The following is a 22,425-nucleotide window of genomic DNA, read 5'->3' on the forward strand; positions in this document are numbered from 1 at the left end:
TTGTTTTAGTAAAACAGGGTAGTGGATTTGTCAACGTTCTTAATTGTATACAATCAAGAACACAAGTACACAAATAAGTTTACATGAATACGAAGTCGTACACACATTGTCATACCGGCATGTATACCGATTTGCATACATGAACACAATAATGCATACACTAAGTGTACCATCTGTATACTTGTATCCAAAAATGTATACATTTTTGGAATTATACTTTTCCGCTCTCCTCTCCCCCATCTCTTACACTTATGCTCATCCTATAACTCTGTTATACATGCTCATTACAATCAAAGACACTTGAAAACTACTTATCAATTTTTGTATAAACAGCTACCCTTCAATGATATAATTAAACAAGGCTTATTCTACTAATACATTACAACATACAAAGGAGTACTCATCATGAGCCTTCCATCACTAAAGTCATTTTTCTCCAAACAAAATCTTCTTATCTATGTTCTTATTACTATTCTTCCAGCCATAGTTATTAGCTATTTGTTGACTGTTCAACAAACGCGAGAACTAAAGCAAGTATATACAAATGAAGCCCAGTGGTATGCTACTTTCCATGCAAACCAAATTGACAATTTTATTGGGGAAACGATTGGACGTCTCGAAATGCTTGCGACGTTTATTCACATTCAGCGCAAAGAACTCAATCAATTTGAACATATATTACTATCGACACAGGAAAAGGATATACGATTTTCTGGTTTTTATTGGGCTAATCCTGAAGGGGACTTGATAATAGGAACAAACGATCTCCCCTCCCCCGTTAATATTTTTGATAGGGAGTATTTCCAAGAGGCTCTCCGGACAGGAATGACAAGCATTTCAGAGGCTCACAAAGGAAGAGTTACGGGACGAAACATCATTACGATTGCAACTCCAGCAGTTTATAATGACGATATAGAAGGATTGCTTATCGCTAGCTTACGATTAGATCATCTACAAATTAAAATTGAGCAGAGCTTAACAAATGAGAATATAACAATCACTGACTCACAAGGAGCAACTCTTATTAAAACAAGACCAAACTTGGCGGAACCAAACACCATCACCTCTAGCATTACTGTTGAACGACTTCCTTGGACAGTTACAGCTCATGTAACACCAGCGGAAAGCAGTCGATTCAAGAATATCTTCCTTTTATACCTACCTATTTGTCTTATTGTGAGTCATATTGCGTTTTTGCTAATCCAATATTACCTTTTGCAGCGTCATGTAAAAAAGGAAAAAGAACAGAATGAAATTCAAAAAATGAAATTGGTTGAAAATTTAGCAGCAAGTACCGCTCATGAGATCAGAAACCCATTAACTGGTATTAAGGGCTTAGTTCAACTATTACGTGAAAAGCATAAAGATGAACAAGAACAGCTATATTTTACTGTTATTTTAGATGAAGTAAATCGGATTAATTCGATCGTTAGCGAATTACTATTGTTAGGAAAACCTACAGCCCAGGCCATAAACATCTATAACGCAAACGATATCATTGCAGAAATTTTGCCCATCATTGAATCAGAAACCAATTACAAAAATGTTGAATTATTCTTTCACTCAACAGCAGACACATTACCGATTTTGTGTGTAAAAGATCATATCAAACAAGTCATTTTAAATTTAGTAAAAAACTCACTTGAGTCAATGGATAATGGGGGCCAAATAACACTTTTATTAGAGAAACATGGCTATATATGTTGCATTAAAGTGAAGGATAACGGAGCAGGCATGACTCAAGACGTATTAAAGCAAGTATTTACGCCTTTTTTTACGTCAAAAGAGGATGGAACTGGACTAGGATTACCTGTTTGCAAACGAATTATTAAAGGCGCAGGAGGAGACATTACCATTCAAAGTGTGCTAAATAAAGGGACAGAAATTACTATTCAATTGCCCCTGACAGCAAGTGAATAAGGACGTAGCTGCTTATAAGCGGCTACTAACTGTCCGATTGTTTTGAAGCACTTGGCTTTGTTGATTTACTATAAGCATATGATCATTGCTCGTACCATTGAAAAGAAGGCACTGAAAAAGGTAAAAACCGACCTTAAAAAGAACTTCGAGGAAGCGCAATGGCTCCGCATGTTGCGTGCCTGCGGATTGAGCAACTCACTGATAGCAGGCTTTAAAACAAAGCAACGGCGGTGCTCATTGCTAAGAGGCTATGGATTTTTTTAAACAGAATTAACTAAGATCAATACGTTTATTATTAGCTTTGACCTTCTTTCATTTGCTTGCTTCGTAACTGACCACAAGCAGCATCAATATCCGTTCCGTGTTCAATACGGATCCCACAATTGATCCCCTTTTTCTTCAATCTATCATAAAATGCCAACACAGTTTCCTCTTCACTTCTTTGGTATTGGCTATGTTCATCAACAGGATTGTAAGGAATTAAGTTCACATAAGAGCGTCTGTCGCCAATCAAATCAGCTAACTCAAGTGCATGTTCCTTTTGGTCATTCACGTCTTTTAGTAAGATGTACTCAAGCGTAATCCGTCGATTCGATTTTTCCACATAATAGTCAATTGCTGGCATTAATTTTTCTAGTGGAATAGCGCGATTTATTTTCATAATTCGTGTCCGTAATTCGTTGTTCGGAGCATGCAGAGAGATCGCTAAATTTACTTGTAATTTCATATCGGCAAACTCATAAATTTTATCAGCTAGACCACTCGTTGATACGGTAATATGTCTTGGACCAATCTCAAGACCTTTTTGATCTTTTACAATTTCTAAGAAATCGACCATGTTATCAAAATTATCAAACGGCTCTCCAATTCCCATCACAACAATATGACTCACCCGATCGCCCTTGCCTACTTGATCAAAATGAAATTGAACTTTCATAATCTGTTCAACAATTTCACCACTTGATAAGTCACGATCTTTTTTTAGCAAGCCGCTCGCACAAAAACTACAGCCAATGTTACAGCCAACTTGTGTCGTAACACAGACACTTAAGCCATATTTATGCCTCATTAAGACTGTTTCAATTAAATTGCCATCACGTAATGTAAACAAAAACTTAATCGTTCCATCTGCCGATTCTTGCTTCGTATGCTCACGCAATGTTTGAATCGCGAAATGTTCCTTTAACACGTCGATACAGTCTTTGTTTACATCGACCATCTCAGAAAATTCCGTTACACGCCTTCTATAAAGCCAATCCCATACTTGTTGTGCACGGCCCTTTTTATGACCACGCTCCAAAAGCCAAGACGCTAAACGGTCAAATGTTAACCCATATATAGATTGTTTATTCATTAGATTACCCTCTTTTCAAAACGTAAAAACTCATCCCTATTCTACTGAATGTCAGTCAAACTAGCAAATCGTTCACTACTTAAATAATTGGAGAAATTGGTGTGTCTTGCTTGTGTTTAAGTTCGATACTGTTAAAATATCCATATCTTAGTAAGCGTGGAGGATGAAAATAATCGCTTCGAATGGGGAAAGAGAAGTTTGTGTTATTTTCTGTGCGCTAGCCACGTATTATTATTACGTTGTTAGCAGGTATATACTCGCTTACTCTGGGCCGAGTTTACAAGGAATCACACATAATGATTTAGCTGATCCTTGTATTATCGGAATTAACTCTGAAGCAGGAGGCTTTGCCTTTATCAGCTTAACGGCTCCATAAATTCCCAAAAATCAAGTAGGCCCTAGAAATCAATTATTCATCCCTGTAGCGATTTTAATTAGTGGGTGACTCTTATTATTTGCTGATACAATTGGACGCAATATCATCGAACCTGAGGGCATTCCAGCAGAGATTATGGTCAAAATAACCGATGCACCCTATTTTAAAAAATTCCTGACCCCCAGTACGTTTGAAGCGAGGTTGGTCATTTGGCTTATTGAAGATGATTCAGTTATTTCAGGAAATCAAAGTTCGGTTAACAGCGTGGTCGTATGTTGTGTATAGCGTTACTAACTACAGCAAAGTGATGAGGAATTTCTTTGCTGTAAGCTTTTCTACCTTCTAATCAACATGATTCTTTTTCTTCTGCTATCATATAAACTACTAAACTCTTTAAATAATAGATAAACCATTCAGGCTACTACGTTAAGGGGCCTCATTATTCTTTCACCTTAGACATTCCTTGTCTAATTATCTAACATCGTAAATCTCACTTATTGTAATGTGCTTTCGTTTCCTTATTTCCTTTCAGTAGCTTTTTAAGAAGATCCACTAGTTATATTAAACAAATAAAAGTATAGATTTTAGACAAAGTGAACATGCAATAAAATTGATAAAAGTGCTACGATATGCGCAAGGGAACAAGTGTAACTGTACGTACGGAAAGTTTAAATATAAGAAACAAGGATTGGGAATCTGTCTTATAGACGACGTTGAAAGGAATGAATAATCATGAGTTTAGAGACTTTAAACGAACAAGTGAAAACCGATCTTTCTTATCTCGCCTACGGTGGCCGGGATTGGGTACGCCCACTCAACCATCCTGAAGGACATGTCTATGATGTCGTAATCGTCGGAGGTGGTCAAAGTGGCTTAGGCACAGCATTTGGCCTTTTACGCGAACGGGTATCCAACATCCTCGTCATTGATGAAAACAGTGAAGGATTAGAAGGACCGTGGGAAACCTATGCTCGTATGGTAACGTTACGAACGCCAAAGCATTTGACTTCGATCGACCTTGGCGTTCCTTCTCTAACCTTCCGCTCATGGTGGGAAGAACAATTCGGACCAGAGAGCTGGGAAGAGATCGATAAGATTCCACGAGGCGACTGGATGAACTACCTACGCTGGTATCGAAACGTACTTAATCTACCTGTCATCAATGAGGTGAAGCTTGGCTTGGTTGAACCTGTAGAAGAAGGCATTCACCGCCTGCATATCGAAGGAGCGGGAGCACCATCTAACACATTACTAGCGCGCAAGGTCATCTTAGCGACTGGTATTCAGGGAGGCGGCGAATGGCATGTCCCGCCAATGATTGCTGATAAATTACCTGCTCATCTTTATGCTCACACCTCTGAAACGATTGATTTCGGCATGCTCAAGGGTAAAAAGATTGCTATTTTAGGCGGTGGTGCCTCCGCCTTTGATAATGCCAATTTCGCGTTATCAGAAGGTGTCGCTGAGGCGCATGTCTTTGTTCGTCGCAAGGAAATGCCGCGTATCAACCCAATTCGTCAGATGGAAGGTTCTGGCATGATCGAACGTTTCCATGCCTTAGTAGATGCCGACAAATATGCGGCTATCGCTCATTTTTTTAAGCACAATCAGCCCCCTACTAATGATACATTTGAACGTGCGACCTCGTGGAGTGGTTTTCACCTACACTTAGGTGCGCCATGGCTTGATGTTGAGGCTAGAGGTAATGGTGCAGTCGTGACTACACCTCAAGGCACATTCAGCTTTGATTTTTTGATCGTCAGTACCGGTCTTCTTACCGATCCGGCTTTACGTCCAGAGCTAAAGCTTGTCGAAAGCCACATTGCCCGCTGGGGAGATCGTTATGATGCTCCGACTGAAGTGGCCAATCCTGTGCTCGATGCACACCCTTACTTAAGCCCTGGTTTTGCTTTTGTAAGTCGTGATGAAAGTGGCTGCAAGAGCTTGCATGGTCTGTTCGCTTTTAACTATTCAGCTTTGATCAGTTGTGGGATTTCAGCCTCTGCCCTTTCCGGTATGAGATTTGGCATACCGAAGCTTGTATCTGCCGTTGCTGATCAGCTTTTCCTCGATGATCGTGATAAGATTTTGACTAACTTCTTTGCTTATAATGAGGTTGAGTTTGTTGGCGAATGGCCGGTAAATGTGTAAATTGGTAACAACTAATTGAAGAGAAACATCTAAATTCCAAGAAATACGTTAAAAAGGTCTGATCTAAGAAGTTGAACTTTCTTAGATCAGACCTACCTGACTGCTCTTTTGCTTCTGACTAAGAGGGCTTTTACTTAAAAAAGACTTTGTCTACATTGTACTTCGCCTTGAGTTCATTAATAATATACGTTTCATAGATTTCTCTATTAACAGGTTCTTCAATAATACAAACGTCAATTTTACTAACTTCATCTCTATGCATTTTGATCGCCGATACCGTATCCTCAAAATGTTTTTTTATTCTTGGTCTTAATTTTCTTGCTTTGCCGACGAATAATAATTCCTCATTATTATTATAAAACATGAAAATACCACCCTTATCTCTTGGAATCAGGTGAAAATCAGTAAATCCATAAATATTACTTAGCTCTGGATCGTCCTGTTTCGTAATGGAAACATTCGGTGTTGGAATCGTAATGTTTATCATTTAAGCTCACTTCCTCTTTTCATATTGCTGTAAATACTATCACAAATGCCCATGTAAAGCCATTTTTAACCTTTTTGTACTCTCCATCCTTTATGAATCACTTGTGGTAATGATTTCCTCACCACACTCTCAATCCTAAATTTTTTCTAAAAGCACCATGTTTTGAAAGTATGGTTGACTTCCAATTCTGTGCCATCAGAGCTCTTTACCACTCCTAATTTATCACTTAAAATCTCCGACTGGATGCCTACTTCTTTTTCTCTTGATAATGCTTAAATCCACCCTCTTTTTCACTTGCTGGTTCAGGTGTGTTACCGGCATGATTTTATTTGTTAATTCCCGACTGAATGTGAGGTCAAACGTAGCTTTTATAATTTTTATTAATTGAATGAATCTCATAAACCTTAGTACCTACAGATTTATATAAATAGTTATTTACATTATTTTTTGCATTTGGTAAACTTTTTAATGTAAAGGAAACTTTTTAGCCGATAAGACATATGATTCATTAAGGTAAATAACAAAATAAAAGTTTTAACCTAAACAACGAAGTTCAAGTAAATTTTTTTACCTGAAAAGTTTCCCTAAGGAAAAATATATACCTTAAGGAAACAATAGAACTAAGGAGGAGTAGTAAATGAAAATTTCTAAAAATATAAGAGTGCTTCCATCTCTAATTGTTTTAATGCGTGTGCTTTTTGGAATAGGTTGGTTATTAGCAGGGGTAACTAAACTTACCGAAAGATCATGGTTTAAAGAACCAGGGTTATTTTTGAGCGAGTATCTGATGGGGGCATTACAAAATTCTAATGTCCCAAACTTTTATAAAATTTTCATAGAGAATGTAGTTTTGGAACATGTAATAATTTTCAACTATGTTATACCAATTGTTCAAATTATACTTGGTCTATTTCTAGTAGTGGGTTTATTCACCATACCCTCTATCCTTGTTTGTCTTTTTATGCACATTAACTTTATCCTTTCTGGAAATATGAATTTAATTAGCCTTGTCCTTTATACAAATGCATTTTCATTAATTATTTTCAGAAAAAATCTATATCATTTCAGTCTAGATAAGCATTTTAAATTAGCAACTCTATTCACTATCAATCGAAATAAAAAAGAAACAACCGTCTCTATGTCACCTAACAAAGAAAAGTTGCTTAGTAATTCTTAACTCATATTTTATTAAGTAAAAATGTCAATTACCATTGTAGTAATCCAATAAAGTAACCCTACAATATTTAGTAGTACAAAAACATATAATAAAATTCTAGTAATCTTCAACTATCATTACTCCCTTACTTATTGATCTTACCTACTAGTAGTTCTTATTAATTATATTCTAATATAACCTTAATACTCTATTAAAATATACAAACCGTCACTCTAATAATGACGGTTTGTATATTTTACTTTGCCAAACTTTATTAATTTATAATAAGAATTGTTTTAACTACTATCTTGACGTATCCACTGAAAATGACTTTATGCTTACTTGTCGTAAAGTTCACCGTCATAACACTATGCACAAAGTTGAATATGATCATAAGGTTTATATAAATATTTAAAAGAAAAGACCACTTTTATCGTTAGTACAATGAAAAAATGGAATTAGTAAATAATCATTGCAAGTAATAAAACTACAGTAAACCCGACAAGGCCGATTATTGTTTCCATAACTGTCCAAGTTTTTAATGTATCTTTTACACTTAACCCAAGGAAACGCCCTATTAACCAAAAGCCAGAGTCATTCACATGCGAGAGTACAGTTGCTCCTGAGGCAATAGCAATAACTAATAACCCTAGTACTGGGCCATCTAAACCTAGAACGGACACTAGAGGAGCTGTTAACCCTGCAGCTGTTATCATCGCAACTGTTGCTGAACCTATTGCAATTCGAACTACTGCAGCAGTAATAAAAGCAAGGAAAATCGGTGGTAATGCTGAATCTGCCATCATTATCCCTAGTACATCTCCAACGCCTGAATCAATTAATACTTGCTTAAAAACTCCACTAGCACCTGTTATTAAAATAATCATACCTGCCGGTTCTAACGCTCTAGAAGCAATATCTTGAATTTCTTGACGAGAATATCCTCGTTTAGTACCAAGAAGAATGAACGTTAGTATCGTTGCAATGATTAAAGCAACAAATGGATGACCAAGAAAGGTTAAGATCTCGCGTATTATACTGCTCTCTTCCATTAATAAACCTGAAATTGTATTCAGTAAAATTAATACTAAAGGAATGAGAATTAGAGTGGCCACAAGATTAAAGCTCGGTAATTCTTTTTCATATTCCACTTCTTCTAAATTCATGAATTCTGGAACATCTACATGTATTTTTTTTGAGATAAATTTAGCAAATAGTGGTCCTGCGATAATCATAGCAGGAATTCCAGCTATGATTCCAAAAAGAACAACCCAACCTAATTCTGCCCCAATTAAATTAGCTGCAGCAATTGGACCGGGTGTTGGTGGAATAAAACTATGTGTTGCAGCTAAACCCGCTAACAATGGCAAACCATAGTATAATAATGATTTACCTGTTTTCTTTGCCAATCCATAAACAATAGGAATTAAAATGATAAAACCAACATCAAAGAATACTGGAATGGCAACAAAAAATCCTGTAAAACCAAGTGCCCATTGTGCTTTACCTTCACCAAACTTTTTAATCATAGTTTGAGCTATACGTTCAGCTCCACCCGAAATTTCAATCATATGACCAAACATTGCTCCTAAACCAATTACAACTGCTATGTATCCAAGTGTTCCAGCCATTCCTTCTTGCATCGAGTGCACTACATCGTTTAAAGGCATGCCTGCTAAAATACCAACAATTAGACTAACTAATAATAAAGCAACAAATGCATGTAATTTTATTTTAATGACTAAAAACAAGAGGAAAAAAAATCCTGCTAAAGCAATGAGAATTAACATTTCATTTGACACGTATATTCACTACCTTTTTATTTTTAATAAGGTTTTTAACCCAGGAATAACACAACTGTCATCCTACCACTTAAACAGCACCTTTTAAAAATTTTTTTCTTTAGAAGTAATACTAAAAATTTTTTTTGCATCTCAACTCTAGTATAATATAAAGAAAGCAATTATAGGAGAGATGACCGATGGGAAAAAAACAACAGCTATGTTTAGCCAGTGTTCGCTCACACTATCCTAAATTTAGCGTAACGGAAAGAAAAATTGCAGATTATATACTAGATAATCCAAAAAAAATTATACATTTTTCAATTAATCAGTTAGCAGAAGTTTTAAATGTTGCAGATTCTACGGTTTTTCGTTTCTGTACACGTATTGGATTTAAAGGTTATCAAGCGATGAAAATTGCACTTGCTTCTGAAGTTGTAACACCACTTACTGATATTCATGAAAAAGTAAATGAAGGCGATACATTGGGGACAATTTCCTCAAAAGTTTTTCGCTCCAATATAAAAACAATTGAAGACACTTTGGCAGTTTTTAATGATGAACAAATGATGTTAGCGGTAGATGCATTCGTTTCTGCTAATTCTATTGAGTTTTTTGGGAGTGGGGGCTCAAGTATTATAGCTCTAGATGCTTATCACAAATTAATACGTACTGGTTTAAAAGTAAATACTGTAACGGATAATCACTTCCAACTATTAAAAGCTTCACAAATGACTGAGAAAGATTGTGCAGTATTTATTTCTCATTCTGGATCAACGAAGGACATTTTACATGTTTTAAACGTGGTTAAATCTACTGGTGCAAAAACTGTTGCGATCACAAACTATGCAAAGTCTCCACTAAGTAGTGCTGTAGATATTCCTTTATATACCGTTTCTGAGGAGACCGACTACCGCTCTGAAGCGTTGTCATCACGCCTTGCCCAACTTACACTTATTGACGTACTTTACGTAAACATCTTAATAAATAAAGGAATTGAAGGTCAAAACGCTCTCAAAAAAATACGTGAAGCCATTTCAGTTAAGCGAATCTAACATACCTTAAGACATATGTTACTGGTTTACTTAATAGTTTTTGTGTTAAAGTGACCAGTTTAAATCTGATCCTAAACGCCCAATAAACCTGTTAGATAAAGAGGGATCGGACCCTCCATATGGATGTCTGACCCCTCTTTAACCTATTATTATTACTACCTCATTTACGAGCCCATATAGTAATGGCTGTAATATCCTCAGGGTTTGTTCTACAACAACCTCCGATTATTTGGGCACCAGCTTCATACCAACGTTGTGTGTTAGAGGTAAAATGATTTGTTAAAGACTCATCACCCCATGTCTTACTTGTTGCATCATATTCTTCACCTGAATTAGGATAAACAATTATCGGTTTAGAAGTTCGACTTTTTATCTCTTTAATTAAAGACTCTATAAAGTGTGGTGATGAACAATTTATACCAATCGCAGCTACTTGCTCTTCTCCATCTAACCACTCCGCACAACTGGAAATTTTTTCTCCATCACTTATGTGGTAGTCATCCTTTGCACTAAAACTGAACCAAGCATAAACCCCTGAGAATTCCTTTAGTACCCTTGTAATTGCTTTAGCTTCTACAAGACAAGGAATTGTTTCACACGCTAAAATATCTGCCCCCGCTTCAACCAATACCCTTATCCTTTCTTTATGAAAGGTCACTAATTCATCTTCGTTTAAAGAATAATTACCACGATATTCAGAGCCATCTGCAAGAAAAGCGCCATATGGACCTACAGAGGCTGCAACTAACGGTTTCGGTCTGTTAGACTTATCATTTAACTCTGTCCAAAATTCGTCACGAGCCTCTGCTGCAATTTGAACAGACTTTTTGATCAATCCAATTGCCTCTTCCTCAGTCAACCCTCTTTCTTTATACCCTTCAATAGTCGCCTGGTAGCTAGCAGTAATAGCACAATCTGCACCTGCTTTAAAATAATCTAGATGAACCTTCTTTATTAATTCCGGATTTTCCATTAATATTTTTGCTGACCATAAACGATCATTCAAATTACATTCATACTTCTCAAGCTCTGTAGCCATTGCTCCGTCTATAATTATGATAGGAAAGTTATTCAAAATTTGTTCTATTGGGTTCACTTCTTACTCTCCTTCCCATGTCTTAACTCATTTTAATATCTTTTATTAGTTCCTAATTACTTTACTTAAAAATTTCTTCGTTCTTTCAACACTAGGATTATTAAAGATTTGTTCAGCAGTTCCCTCTTCAATAATAGTACCGTCTTCCATAAATATTACACGGTCAGAGATCTCACGTGCAAAATTAAGCTCATGTGTAACAATTAACATCGTATTTCCTTCATTTGCTACACCTTTTATAGTTGTCAAAACTTCATCAACTAACTCTGGATCAAGAGAGGAAGTCGGTTCGTCAAACAATAAAACTTCTGGATTGAGTGCAAGTGCCCGAGCAATACCAACCCTTTGTTGTTGCCCGCCCGATAGCTGTGCTGGATAGTGACTTAACCTATTATTTAAGCCAACTCTTTCAAGAATATCTATACTTATCTTTTTAGCTTCATCCTTATTCATTTGCTTAACACTTGTTAAACCAATCATCACATTTTGTAACACTGTTAAATTTTTAAATAAATTATATTGTTGAAAGACCATTCCTGTCGAAGTTCTTAAAGAAAAAATATCTGTCTTACTTGCTGATTCAACATTTACTCTTTTATCACTAACCTCAACGATTCCACTAGTAGGCTGCTCCAAGAAATTAATGCATCGTAAAAGTGTTGATTTACCTGAGCCACTTGGACCTAAAATAGAAACAACCTCTCCTCTATTAACGGTAAGGTTAATCCCCTTTAGCACATGCTGGCTATCATAGTACTTATGAATATTTTCCAACTTAATCATGAAGCAATCCCTCTTTCATATCTACGAGCTCGCCTCTCTATTTTAACTAGCAATCTCTCAACTATAATACAAAGAATCCAGTAGATAATAGATACAGCAATATACACCTCAAAGAATGCTAACCCACGAGAACCGAGAATTTTGGCTTGTCCCATAATATCTATAACACCAATAATAAAAACAAGAGAAGTGTCCTTAATCGAACTAATAAACACATTTCCAATGTTAGGTATTGCTACTGCCAAAGCCTGTGGGAAAATAATTTTAAGCATCATTTGTGTAGGGCTCATACCTATAGATTTAGCAGCTTCAAATTGCCCACGATCAACCGACTCAATAGCAGACCTAATTGTTTCAGACAAATAAGCACCCAAATTAATAGAAAATGCTAATAATGCATATACTTCAGGGGCTATTATATTAACATCTACGTATTGAAGCCACCCATATTCAGTCTGTAAATAGTAAATAATCTTAGGTATTCCGTAAAATACAAGATAAATTTGAACTAATAGAGGAGTTCCTCTGATAAAAGATATATATAAAGAAGAAATTACCCTTAATACTGGAACTCTATATATTTTTATAAGTGCTGTACCAATCCCAATAAATAAACCCAAAATTAATGAACCTACAGCTATCCCTACTGTAATAGGTAGCCGTGAGATAATAGCAGGAAAGCTTTCTATTAAATAATTAATATCTAGTAAATTCTCCATTTTATCTTTCCTTCTCCAAACTTATTCAGGGATATATTCTCCACCAGTCCATTTTTTTGACAGTTCAACTAACGTACCATCTTCCTTAAGTTGTTTCAGAATAGGATCAATTAGTGCCTTTAACTTCACGCCCTGCTCCTCATTCTTGAATACGATTCCCATGTTATCATTAACTAGAGACTGTCCCACAATTTCTACATCTAAATCATACTTTTCCAAAACTGTATTGATCATAATAGGATCATTTACATAGGCATCTATACGACCGTTTTGTACATCTTGCAAAATTTCCGAAGGGTTTCCACTTTCGCTATACTTTAAAACAATATTATTATCTACTTTTTTGTTATGTTCTTCTAGCAATAATGTATAAGAATCTCCTGCTAAAGCTCCAACATTCTTGCCTTCTAAATCCTCTAATGTTTGAATATCTTCTCTGCCTGCTTTCACAACAATAACCGTTTCTGCTGCAAAATAAGATTCATCGGTAAATAAGTACTTTTCCTCACGTTCCGGTGTTTTCGCTACTTGATCTGCTATTGCCTGAATTTTATTTGACTCTAGTGCAAGAAACATACTATCCCAAGGGGTGGCAACGAACTCGAATGTATAACCATCCAATCTTTTATCAATTTCTTTGACAACTTCTACATCATATCCTGTAAGTTCGTTGTTCTCATCTGCAAATGCAAAAGGAGGATAATCATTTTGTGTTCCTACTAGAATTACTTGATTGTCAGTTACACTAGTTGCTTCGTTTGACGAACAACCATTTAATATTCCAATTACACCTAATAGTAAAAACATGGATACAAGTAAGTAATATTTTCTTTTCATTTTTTAAAGCTCCTTTTTTTATATAAAGTAATAAATCAATTTAATGTTGAAAAAAGCAATACTATATTTATATTTTTCCTAAATATATAGAAGCGAAGTCCCATGTTTTTTGAATAAAATATTATTTCAGGGATTACTAGATATTAAACCGCTTCTATTATCATTCTGGTTCTTAAATACCAATCCTCTCTTTTTTAACGCTGATTACAGTAATCTATCTATATAGATTCTAGTTTATTTAGATCAAAGTAAATTTCCCACCCCTACCAATCTGTGAAGATAGTTATCCTATACTTTACCTCTTCTCTCTTAATCCCCCTTTATATACAAAAAAGCCCCCTTCAATCGGAAAGAGGCTTTAATCTAACCCTTATCTCTCAGAATGAAACACTCTGCAGGAATTAGCACCTTTCATAAAATGATGGTTGCTGGACGTCATCGGGCCTGTCCCTTAGTCTCTCATGATAAGCTATTTAATTTTTGACATATAAAGATATTATTTTACATTAAGTCTAATGTCAAATACATTTTTCTACTATTCTAAATTTATACAAAATGTTTTATATACAAGTGGAACTTATATACAACATACAGCGTTTAAATTCACTTTCATAGGCTTTTTTAAAATAAGACAACATTTTGCAATGACTACTTCCTATCCCCCTTTTGCCAAAGTATTTACTATTAAATTTATATCATTAAATGAGACCTGTTTATTTTTTATCAAGTCTCATTTACCTCTTGTTAATAAAAGTCTCTTTACCTATTACTTTTTTAATATGAGTTCATATATCTCATCAAAGCAAAAAAAACCTCATTTACTTATGGTACGGTTCACCCCGATTAATCCGAAACGCCCGATATATCTGCTCCACTAACACCAACTTCATTAACTGATGGGGAAACGTCATCTTCGAAAAAGATAGACTCTCATTCGCTCGTTTCATCACTTCATCACTTAAGCCCAAAGATCCTCCTATAACAAAGGCAATTTTGCTTTTTCCATATGTAGCAAGCTTATCAAGGTTGTCTGCTAGTTGCTCTGATGTGAGCATCTTTCCTTCTATCGCCAGAGCAATAACATGCGTATCAGGATGAATTTTTGCTAAAATCCGTTCTCCTTCTTTGTCTTTTATTTGCTTCATTTCAGCCTCGCTTGCTTGCTCAGGTGCTTTTTCATCTGCTACTTCGATTAGCTCGATTTTTGCATAAGCTCCTAATCTCTTTGTGTATTCATCTATCCCGAGCTTCAAGTATTTTTCTTTTAATTTCCCAACTGTCACAACTGAGATATTCACAATGTGCATAACCTCCTTAAATGTTATCCACAACACTTATCCACATATCAACATTGTGAGTTTATATTACATGTCCACTCTATAGATGGCCGCGTTCTCACAAAAACTGCAAGTTGTGGATAACATTTCACTGTTTTCATCTATTTTTTCCACTATAGGAGCTAATTCTCGTTCATCTATAATCATATCTATCGCTAATTCTATGTGTTCATCGCAAGCATAATACATATCTAACGTCCTTTCTTTTACAACTTTCCCATTATAGCATACCCATTATCCACTGTGGATAACTGAAAACGAAAAGACTGTTGAGCTTATTCCCTCAACAGCCTTTATCTTATTAAAAACTTTGTTGTTCTGCTAATTGTACTTTAATAACTTCACGAGATCCATCTCGGTAAACTGTGACATCTATTTCATCGCCTATCCTTTTTTCCGAATAAAGATACTTTCGTAAGTCATGTCCGTCATTGATTTCCTTATCATCAATCTTAACGATTACATCATACTCTTGTAAGCCAGCTCGCTCAGCTGGAGATGTTGGTGAAATACTCGAGATGACCACTCCACCTTTTATGTCTTCAGGCAACTTTAATGTTTCTTGCCAATAAGCACTTGGAATTTCACTAAGTGAACGGATGCCTACGCCCATTTGTGGACGACGTACTTCCCCAATGCTTTCTAAATCTTCAATGACTGGAATCGCGATTTCAGTCGGAATCGCAAATCCAATTCCTTCAACAGCGCTTTGCGCAATTTTCATTGAGTTGATGCCAATAACTTGGCCTTCAATATTGACTAATGCCCCGCCGCTATTACCAGGATTAATCGCTGCATCTGTTTGAATAACTTCGGCATGCCAATCAACTTGACCATTTCCAGTTAAATCAACGGGAATGCTTCGCTCCGTTGCACTAATAATTCCTTGTGTCACCGTACTAGAAAAATGTAACCCTAGTGGATTTCCAATTGCTAACGCAGGCTCACCGACACGTAATGTACTTGAGCTACCAAATTCCGCTGTCGTTTCAACATCACTGCCATCAATTTCAAGAACAGCTAAATCTGTAATAACATCACTACCTAGTAATTTAGCTTGTACTCTTGTTCCATCTGCTAGACTCACTTCTATTTCATTAGCGCGATTGATTACATGGTGATTTGTCACAACATACGCTTTATCACCACTCTTTTTGTAAATAACCCCTGAACCTGTTCCTTCATTTGCTTCTTCTGAAAAGAAATTCGACTGTTGCATGTTAATTACACCTACAACCGCATCAGAAACGCTATCAACCGCCTGTGTCACATCGGAATTTACGTCTAGATTGACCGTTTGGCTCAGACCTTCTTGAGGTGATTCCGAATTAAATACAGCCGAAGAATCAGCCTCACTATTAATCTCGTATGGTAAAAGGCCGAAATGAGAGAGCGCAGGTATTGTGAATATTACGACAAGCCCTCCGAAAACCGCACCAATAAATGCTGCCAAACCTGTTGATGTGCGTTTAGAACCTCTACGTCTACTTTCTTGTTCTGACACATGTTCATCATAATACCCCATACAATTGACACCACCCTTTTTCCTATATAAAAAGAAGTACTTTGATTTTTATTATAATAAGAAATATCCTAAATACTAGTGACCTGCTTATTTTTCGTATATTTTTTATACTTATTCTATAATTGCCAACAAAATTGACGTATAATCTCTAAATCCTTATAAACCAAAAAAACCATTCTAATTGAGTTTTCTTGAGCACTATTACTTTTAATTGATTCTCTAGTTGGGCGGCACAAAAAGGTAACCTGTCCTTTTGACCTAAACTCTATGAAACAACTGCAAGCGCCGTTGGATTTTGCGGGTCTGTATCATATAGCTGAAATTGCTCACCAACAGCCATTCCTTGCTCTTTTAATACTTGTTCAACCGATAAACGTGCTAAGTCTTTCATGTTGTTATCAAGGCTTAAATGAGCCAAATAAATACGACTCGTATTATCTCCAATGACTTCTGATAGAGCGAGTGCAGCATCTTCATTTGAAACATGACCAACATCACTTAAAATTCTGCGTTTCACACTCCATGGGTACCGCCCCATCCGCAGCATATTCATATCATGATTGGATTCAAATATAAACATATCAGCCTTTTCAATCGTTCCTTTAATTCGTTCGCTAACATAGCCCATATCTGTTGCTAACACGAGTTTCTTTCCCGCGTGGTGAAACGTAAAAAACATCGGTTCAGCCGCATCATGCGACACACCAAACGATTCAACATCTATATTTCCAAATGACTTAACTTCCCCTGTAGCAAACGTAAATTTTTGTTCAGTAGCTAAATTCCCAAGCTGCCCATCCATTGCCTTCCAAGTCAATTCATTAGCATAAATAGGAAGTTTATGCTTTCTAGCAAAAATACCAACACCTTTTATATGATCAGAATGTTCATGGCTCACTAAAATTCCATTTAACTCTTTTGGATTACGATTTATCCGTTCAAAAAGCTCGTCCATTTTCTTCCCACTTAAACCTGCATCTATAAGTAATCGTTGCTGCTCTGTCTCTACATAGACAGCATTGCCTGTACTGCCGCTTGCCAGTACACTAAAGCGTAATGTCATAAAAACACCCTTCCCCTCTAACTACCTAAGTGAGCTGCTGTACAGTCCCACCAATTGCGTGAACTAGATACGTATCGCCATCTACAGTCACACGCCACATTGGAGCAAATACTTGAACATCTCCTGTTGGGCTAAAAAAGCTATAATAACCAAACTGAACATCTGTAATCGTCTGATTCATTCTTACTAATTGATCATTTAATAGAACTTCAATGGCCTTTAAACTCGAGTACATTTCTCGTTCTTCGCCATCTTGCAACTCAAACTCTAAATATTTCTGCTGATAGCCAATAATTTGTAGGTTATCGTCAAGATGAAGAATTAGTGGCTGGTCATCAAACGTATATGCCGTTTTCTCTCCATACGCTTGGTACAAAAATACTTGATTTTTCACTTGATCGAATCCACCGAAACGATAGTCTACTCCTTGAAAAACATACGTAGATAAGAATGTACTTAGCTCCGTTGAAAAATTTTCACGAGATAAGACAAATGGTTCTTCAAGTACAGACAGAATAGTGCGTTCATCTATGATGTTAATCTCTTGGTCCTCTACATTTGGAATGTCTTCATTTGATAGAACGACATTTTTCCCTACTACAAGCAGACCAGGTGAGTCGGTTTCTGGTAACTCTGTTTCAATCGTAACATTGTTTTCACGCAGGACTTCTTGAATGTTAGCGACTGTAATCATACTAATTTGGTTCATATTATGTGTTTCAATCAACTGCCATGTTAAAAAGATGTTCAAGAGCAAGAAGGTAATAATGAAGATCGTTTTAGTTCTATTCCAATCCATTAGTCCCTCCTTTTCCCTCTTCAAACGTTACTTTTTGCCACTTATTTCCGTATAAAATAAACCAATGCGGTTCTATTGTAACAAACGAGGAGTTTCTCATAATCATTTCATAACCAATTGTTACTTTAGATAGTTTTTCTTTATCAAAGAACTCTTGTTTGTTTAGCTCTTCGATTACATCCTCACCAGATGGCAACTCCACGCTTTGGCTCGCATCAATAGGATAACTATCTAACTCAAATAATGGTCGTTTATAATTAACGACTTGTGTACCTGAACGACTTATTAGCAAAGACATATCACCTTGACCATCAAACTGAATGACAGGCATCCCATTTACATGAAGCTGATAGCTTGCTTCATCCTGAATGTCTGATGATTCCCAATTAAACAGACGATACTGATCCGTCCATCCACCATGTCCATTAATATATTCATAGCTAGTCTGAACAATATGCTTGCTACTACGATCTTGAGACTCTATAAAAACAGGGTTAATGTACTCCATAAACAGTCCCGTGTTTTGCAACGTAATAATTCGGTTTCCATCCGTATAGGAATCTTCCCCATCACTTTGCTGATAATACTTAACCGAAGAAGGATCTGTAAAAAGAGACTGTTTATAAAATTCAGCTGAGAGAGGTGTAGTAGAGTAAGAAAGCCTTTCAACTGTAACAGGTTCCAATGTGATATAAACAGATTCAGTAAGTCGATTATGATAAGGAGAAACTTCATTCACAGTCGTTACTTGTTCATATTCATCAAAGTTGTCTAAATACGTTTCTTCAAATTCTCTAACCGACAAAGTCGTTCCAACTTCAATTACCCGCTCTTCTCCACTTGATAGAATTTGCATATGCACTTGTTCACTAGCATCAATGTATAAAAACAATCGATCTACCTCAGTGGATGGGAGAGAAAACTCTTCTTCTTTCATTTCGAATAATCCAAGAAAGACATCCATTGGAATGGACGTTGGAAAAATAAGTTCAATTCCACCTCGATCATCATGCTTCGGAAAAGGACCTGTTGCTAGTAAATTGACTTCATGTAAATTGGTACCGACTAGTTTTTCATATATCTTCTCAAAACGGGCATCTTTTCCCGGAATCATCGCATACTCATTTTGTTTGTGAACAATGATTTCTTCTGGAAAAACAACATCGGTAATTGTCCGTTCTTCACGCTCTTCATTAAGAGAGTCCGGAACATATCTCGACGTATTATCATCAAGAAGAGCAATTTCAGGTTGGAACGTGTAGAGCTGCCAAGTTAATACAATACTTAAACAAATCAAGCCAATAAGGAATATAGATTTGAAATGCTCATAGGTCATTCCTCTCCCTCCTTGATTTCTAAATATGGTAATGTAATGAAAATAGTTGTTCCTTTTCTATATTCACTCCGAGCCCAAATGTCACCTTTATGAGCATGAACCAATTCTTTTGCAATCGCAAGCCCAAGTCCTGTTCCACCAACACTTCTTGCCCTCGCTTTATCAACTCGGTAAAAACGATCAAAAATCTTCGACTGACTCTCTCTTGGAATCCCCATTCCTTGGTCAGTGATACTGATTTGTAATTGGTGCCCCTGTTGAAGCAACGCGATTGTAATATTTCCACCTTCTGGTGAATACTTCATTGCATTTGAAATGATATTATCTACGACTTGAGTCATTTTATCAGGCGCCATTTTAACGTACATTGGCTTTTTAGAAATCTTTCTAATAAATTGGATCTCTTTATCATCAGCAATCATCTCAAATCGATCAACAATTTCATGAAGAAATAACACGATATCAACAGATTGAAACGAAAATTGATAATCGTAACTATCAATTTTCGATAATTGCAGTAAATCATTAACAAGACGAATCATTCTCTCTGTTTCGTTTTGTGTGACACTCAAGAAACGAGGTCCGAGCTCCTTGTCTTTCATGGCACCATCTTCAAGCGCCTCTAAGTAGCTTTTCATTGTCGTTAAAGGAGTTCGTAACTCATGGGAAACATTTGCTACAAATTCACGACGTTCGTGTTCAATTTTCTCTTGTTCTGTTACATCATGCAAAACGGTAATTAACCCATTAATGGGTCCTTCGTTTTCTTGAATAACAGAGAAGTTCGCTTCTAACAAATACTCTTCGTCTTTGCTACCGAAATCCAGCAGAACAGAGTCTGACTGCTCATATAAATCATATAAAGCAAACGTATCTGATAAGCGGAGCACATCTGGCAAATGTTGCCCCAAAACAGCTTGACTAGAGACATCCAATAATTCCTCTGCGCGCTTATTGAGTAAAATAATTCGTCCATTCTGATCGGTTGCAATGACACCATCTGTCATATGAGTCAAGACAGATTTAAGTCGTTTCTGTTCGCGATTACGAGTTAAAGTAGCGTCTTGTAATCTCATCGTTAGATCATTAAATGATGTTGCTAGTTGTCCGATCTCATCTGCACTATATACCGTTACCTGCTTTGTAAAATCTCCTAGAGCCATACGTACTGTTTGTTTCCGCATTCCCATAATCGGTGCTGTAATCGTTCTTGCAACTAAGATGACAAGGACAACTGAAATGACAAGAGCAATAAACGTACCGCTCAATAAAATACTATTAATTTGCCTTATTTGAGCATAAATATCTTCCATTGACGCCTCAATATAGAGGGCACCAACTGGACCATCATCCGACTTGATTGGAACAGCAAGAACACGAATGCGATGACCTGTTTCATGATCGCGTAAGACATCTTCATCTTTATTGCCTAACAATGCTCGCTTCACTCGTACTTCTGTACTTTGTTGCCCCACAATATGTCTATTTGAAAAATTAGATGTACTGATGACGACACGATTTTGATCGATTACTTGCACCTCTGACTGATCAATTGGAAAGATATCTCTCAGTAACACATTAATATTCGCCGTTACAGTACTCCTATCATCCTTATTTGCAGTCATTTCCTGGGCAAGGTTATAAGCAAGTAAATTAGCTCGTTCATCAAGCATTTCAAAGTGATTCGTTACAAGTTGATTTTCAACCTGTCTCGTAAAATAAACACCAATGATTTGAATGGCAATAAAGATAATCAGAACATAAATAATGATTAATTTGAACTGAATCGACTTAAAAAAGCCTACTTTTCGATCCATTTATGCCTGCCCCTGCTGTTCTGGCGATGACAAATAGTATCCTACACCTCGTCTAGTAATGATCCAAATTGGATAACTAGGATTATCCTCTACTTTTTCACGTAATCTTCGAACAGTCACATCAACTGTCCGAACATCTCCAAAATAATCATAGCCCCAAACTGCTTGTAATAGATGCTCTCTTGTCATGACCTGTTCTAGATGCTTTGCTAGATAATGAATTAGCTCAAACTCACGATGTGTTAAATCGATCGCTTCCCCGCGTCGTTTCACTTGATAGGCTTCTGGATAAATAATCAAGTCACCTACGGCAATTTCTTTTTGCGAACTCACTTCTTCTCCACTTGTTTTATGCCTGCGTAAATTAGCTTTCACTCTTGCTAATAGTTCTCTCGTACTAAAAGGTTTTGTCACATAATCATCTGCTCCTAGTTCAAGTCCAAGAACTTTATCAATCTCAGAGTCCTTTGCCGTTAACATAATAATCGGAATATCAAATTGCTTCCTGACTTCTCGACACACTTCCATTCCATCTTTATGTGGAAGCATAATATCAAGTAAGATTAAATCTGGTTCGTCTCTTTTCACCGCTTCAATTGCTTCGAGGCCATCATACGCACACACTACCTCAAAGCCTTCTTTCTCAAGGTTAAACTTTAATATATCCGCTATCGGTCTTTCATCATCTACAACTAAAATACGCTTGTCCATAGTGCAGATCTCTCCCGTTCTTCTATATAGTCTTACCTCACATTCTAACACATGAAAGCACTTCACGTTGGTAGTTCGATTGGGAATTGCTTAATTATTAAAGTTGAAATGTGAAAAAGAAA

The 22,425-nt window shown here is 36.4% G+C and carries 19 protein-coding genes, 2 pseudogenes and 1 riboswitch; of the genes and pseudogenes, 6 read left to right on the forward strand and 15 right to left on the reverse strand.

Annotated elements, in window-relative coordinates; all coding sequences use genetic code 11:
- Window positions 1-405: 405 nt before the first annotated feature.
- Window positions 406-1,920 carry an ATP-binding protein gene (locus SAZ04_RS05525; RefSeq protein WP_332692290.1) on the forward strand — a complete coding sequence of 505 codons (1,515 nt, stop codon included), beginning with the start codon at window positions 406-408 and terminating at the stop codon, window positions 1,918-1,920.
- Window positions 1,921-2,215: 295 nt separating this feature from the next.
- Here SAZ04_RS05525 and rlmN read toward each other — a convergent pair whose 3' ends face one another.
- A complete protein-coding gene (rlmN, locus tag SAZ04_RS05530; RefSeq protein ID WP_332692293.1) occupies window positions 2,216-3,274 on the reverse strand; it encodes a dual-specificity RNA methyltransferase RlmN in 1,059 nt (352 codons plus the stop codon).
- A 188-nt stretch (window positions 3,275-3,462) separates the two neighbouring features.
- On the opposite strand from rlmN, the pseudogene SAZ04_RS05535 reads away from it, so the two are divergent.
- The 3 genes and pseudogenes from SAZ04_RS05535 to SAZ04_RS05545 all read left to right on the forward strand — a co-directional run.
- A pseudogene (locus SAZ04_RS05535) lies at window positions 3,463-3,617 on the forward strand (iron chelate uptake ABC transporter family permease subunit); the annotation flags it as partial.
- Window positions 3,606-3,827, forward strand: a pseudogene (locus SAZ04_RS05540) (iron chelate uptake ABC transporter family permease subunit); the annotation flags it as partial. The pseudogenes SAZ04_RS05535 and SAZ04_RS05540, both read left to right, overlap by 12 nt.
- Window positions 3,828-4,382: 555 nt before the next feature.
- Window positions 4,383-5,801 (forward strand): NAD(P)/FAD-dependent oxidoreductase, encoded by a 1,419-nt coding sequence (locus SAZ04_RS05545; RefSeq protein ID WP_332692297.1) that lies wholly within the window; start codon window positions 4,383-4,385, stop codon window positions 5,799-5,801.
- Between the two features lie 130 nt (window positions 5,802-5,931).
- On the opposite strand, the gene SAZ04_RS05550 is transcribed toward SAZ04_RS05545, so the two are convergent.
- Window positions 5,932-6,288, reverse strand: a complete 357-nt coding sequence (locus SAZ04_RS05550; RefSeq protein WP_332692300.1) for a nucleotide excision repair endonuclease — start codon at window positions 6,286-6,288, stop codon at window positions 5,932-5,934.
- A 637-nt stretch (window positions 6,289-6,925) separates the two neighbouring features.
- Between SAZ04_RS05550 and SAZ04_RS05555 the strand changes: the two genes are divergently transcribed.
- Window positions 6,926-7,465 carry a hypothetical protein gene (locus tag SAZ04_RS05555; protein ID WP_332692303.1) on the forward strand — a complete coding sequence of 180 codons (540 nt, stop codon included), beginning with the start codon at window positions 6,926-6,928 and terminating at the stop codon, window positions 7,463-7,465.
- 437 nt (window positions 7,466-7,902) lie between these two features.
- Here SAZ04_RS05555 and SAZ04_RS05560 read toward each other — a convergent pair whose 3' ends face one another.
- Entirely contained in the window at window positions 7,903-9,246 is a 1,344-nt protein-coding gene (locus SAZ04_RS05560; protein ID WP_332692306.1) for a GntT/GntP/DsdX family permease, read from the reverse strand.
- A 179-nt stretch (window positions 9,247-9,425) separates the two neighbouring features.
- On the opposite strand from SAZ04_RS05560, the gene SAZ04_RS05565 reads away from it, so the two are divergent.
- Window positions 9,426-10,280, forward strand: a complete 855-nt coding sequence (locus SAZ04_RS05565) for a MurR/RpiR family transcriptional regulator (protein ID WP_332692309.1) — start codon at window positions 9,426-9,428, stop codon at window positions 10,278-10,280.
- A 160-nt stretch (window positions 10,281-10,440) separates the two neighbouring features.
- On the opposite strand, the gene mmuM is transcribed toward SAZ04_RS05565, so the two are convergent.
- The 12 genes from mmuM to yycF all read right to left on the reverse strand — a co-directional run bounded on the left by mmuM (window position 10,441) and on the right by yycF (window position 22,303).
- Window positions 10,441-11,376: a homocysteine S-methyltransferase gene (mmuM, locus tag SAZ04_RS05570; protein ID WP_332692312.1), complete on the reverse strand. Its 936-nt coding sequence runs from the start codon at window positions 11,374-11,376 to the stop codon at window positions 10,441-10,443.
- A 45-nt stretch (window positions 11,377-11,421) separates the two neighbouring features.
- The gene (locus SAZ04_RS05575) at window positions 11,422-12,159 is read right to left on the reverse strand and encodes an amino acid ABC transporter ATP-binding protein (RefSeq protein WP_332692315.1); all 738 of its coding nucleotides are present in this window, start codon (window positions 12,157-12,159) and stop codon (window positions 11,422-11,424) included.
- Window positions 12,156-12,878 carry an amino acid ABC transporter permease gene (locus SAZ04_RS05580; protein WP_332692318.1) on the reverse strand — a complete coding sequence of 241 codons (723 nt, stop codon included), beginning with the start codon at window positions 12,876-12,878 and terminating at the stop codon, window positions 12,156-12,158. The genes SAZ04_RS05575 and SAZ04_RS05580 overlap by 4 nt, the downstream gene beginning before the upstream one ends.
- A gap of 21 nt (window positions 12,879-12,899) precedes the next feature.
- Window positions 12,900-13,715 (reverse strand): transporter substrate-binding domain-containing protein, encoded by an 816-nt coding sequence (locus SAZ04_RS05585; RefSeq protein WP_332692321.1) that lies wholly within the window; start codon window positions 13,713-13,715, stop codon window positions 12,900-12,902.
- Between the two features lie 367 nt (window positions 13,716-14,082).
- Window positions 14,083-14,186, reverse strand: a riboswitch (SAM riboswitch).
- A gap of 347 nt (window positions 14,187-14,533) precedes the next feature.
- Window positions 14,534-15,013: a 23S rRNA (pseudouridine(1915)-N(3))-methyltransferase RlmH gene (gene rlmH, locus SAZ04_RS05590; RefSeq protein WP_332692325.1), complete on the reverse strand. Its 480-nt coding sequence runs from the start codon at window positions 15,011-15,013 to the stop codon at window positions 14,534-14,536.
- Between the two features lie 66 nt (window positions 15,014-15,079).
- The gene (locus SAZ04_RS05595; protein WP_332692328.1) at window positions 15,080-15,241 is read right to left on the reverse strand and encodes a CxxH/CxxC protein; all 162 of its coding nucleotides are present in this window, start codon (window positions 15,239-15,241) and stop codon (window positions 15,080-15,082) included.
- A 112-nt stretch (window positions 15,242-15,353) separates the two neighbouring features.
- Complete coding sequence (locus SAZ04_RS05600; RefSeq protein ID WP_332692331.1) at window positions 15,354-16,577, reverse strand: S1C family serine protease; 1,224 nt, start codon at window positions 16,575-16,577, stop codon at window positions 15,354-15,356.
- A gap of 265 nt (window positions 16,578-16,842) precedes the next feature.
- On the reverse strand, window positions 16,843-17,640 hold the full coding sequence (locus SAZ04_RS05605) for an MBL fold metallo-hydrolase (protein ID WP_332692334.1): 798 nt from the start codon (window positions 17,638-17,640) through the stop codon (window positions 16,843-16,845).
- A 25-nt stretch (window positions 17,641-17,665) separates the two neighbouring features.
- Complete coding sequence (locus SAZ04_RS05610; protein ID WP_332692337.1) at window positions 17,666-18,439, reverse strand: two-component system regulatory protein YycI; 774 nt, start codon at window positions 18,437-18,439, stop codon at window positions 17,666-17,668.
- Window positions 18,426-19,775: a YycH family regulatory protein gene (locus SAZ04_RS05615; protein WP_332692340.1), complete on the reverse strand. Its 1,350-nt coding sequence runs from the start codon at window positions 19,773-19,775 to the stop codon at window positions 18,426-18,428. The genes SAZ04_RS05610 and SAZ04_RS05615 overlap by 14 nt, the downstream gene beginning before the upstream one ends.
- On the reverse strand, window positions 19,772-21,592 hold the full coding sequence (walK, locus tag SAZ04_RS05620; RefSeq protein ID WP_332692343.1) for a cell wall metabolism sensor histidine kinase WalK: 1,821 nt from the start codon (window positions 21,590-21,592) through the stop codon (window positions 19,772-19,774). Before walK ends, SAZ04_RS05615 begins: the two co-directional genes overlap by 4 nt.
- Window positions 21,593-22,303, reverse strand: a complete 711-nt coding sequence (gene yycF, locus SAZ04_RS05625; protein WP_332692346.1) for a response regulator YycF — start codon at window positions 22,301-22,303, stop codon at window positions 21,593-21,595.
- Between the last annotated feature and the right edge of the window lie 122 nt (window positions 22,304-22,425).

It is taken from the genome of Halalkalibacter lacteus, from assembly GCF_036663595.1.
Taxonomy (GTDB): Bacteria; Bacillota; Bacilli; order Bacillales; family Bacillaceae_D; genus Halalkalibacter; species Halalkalibacter lacteus.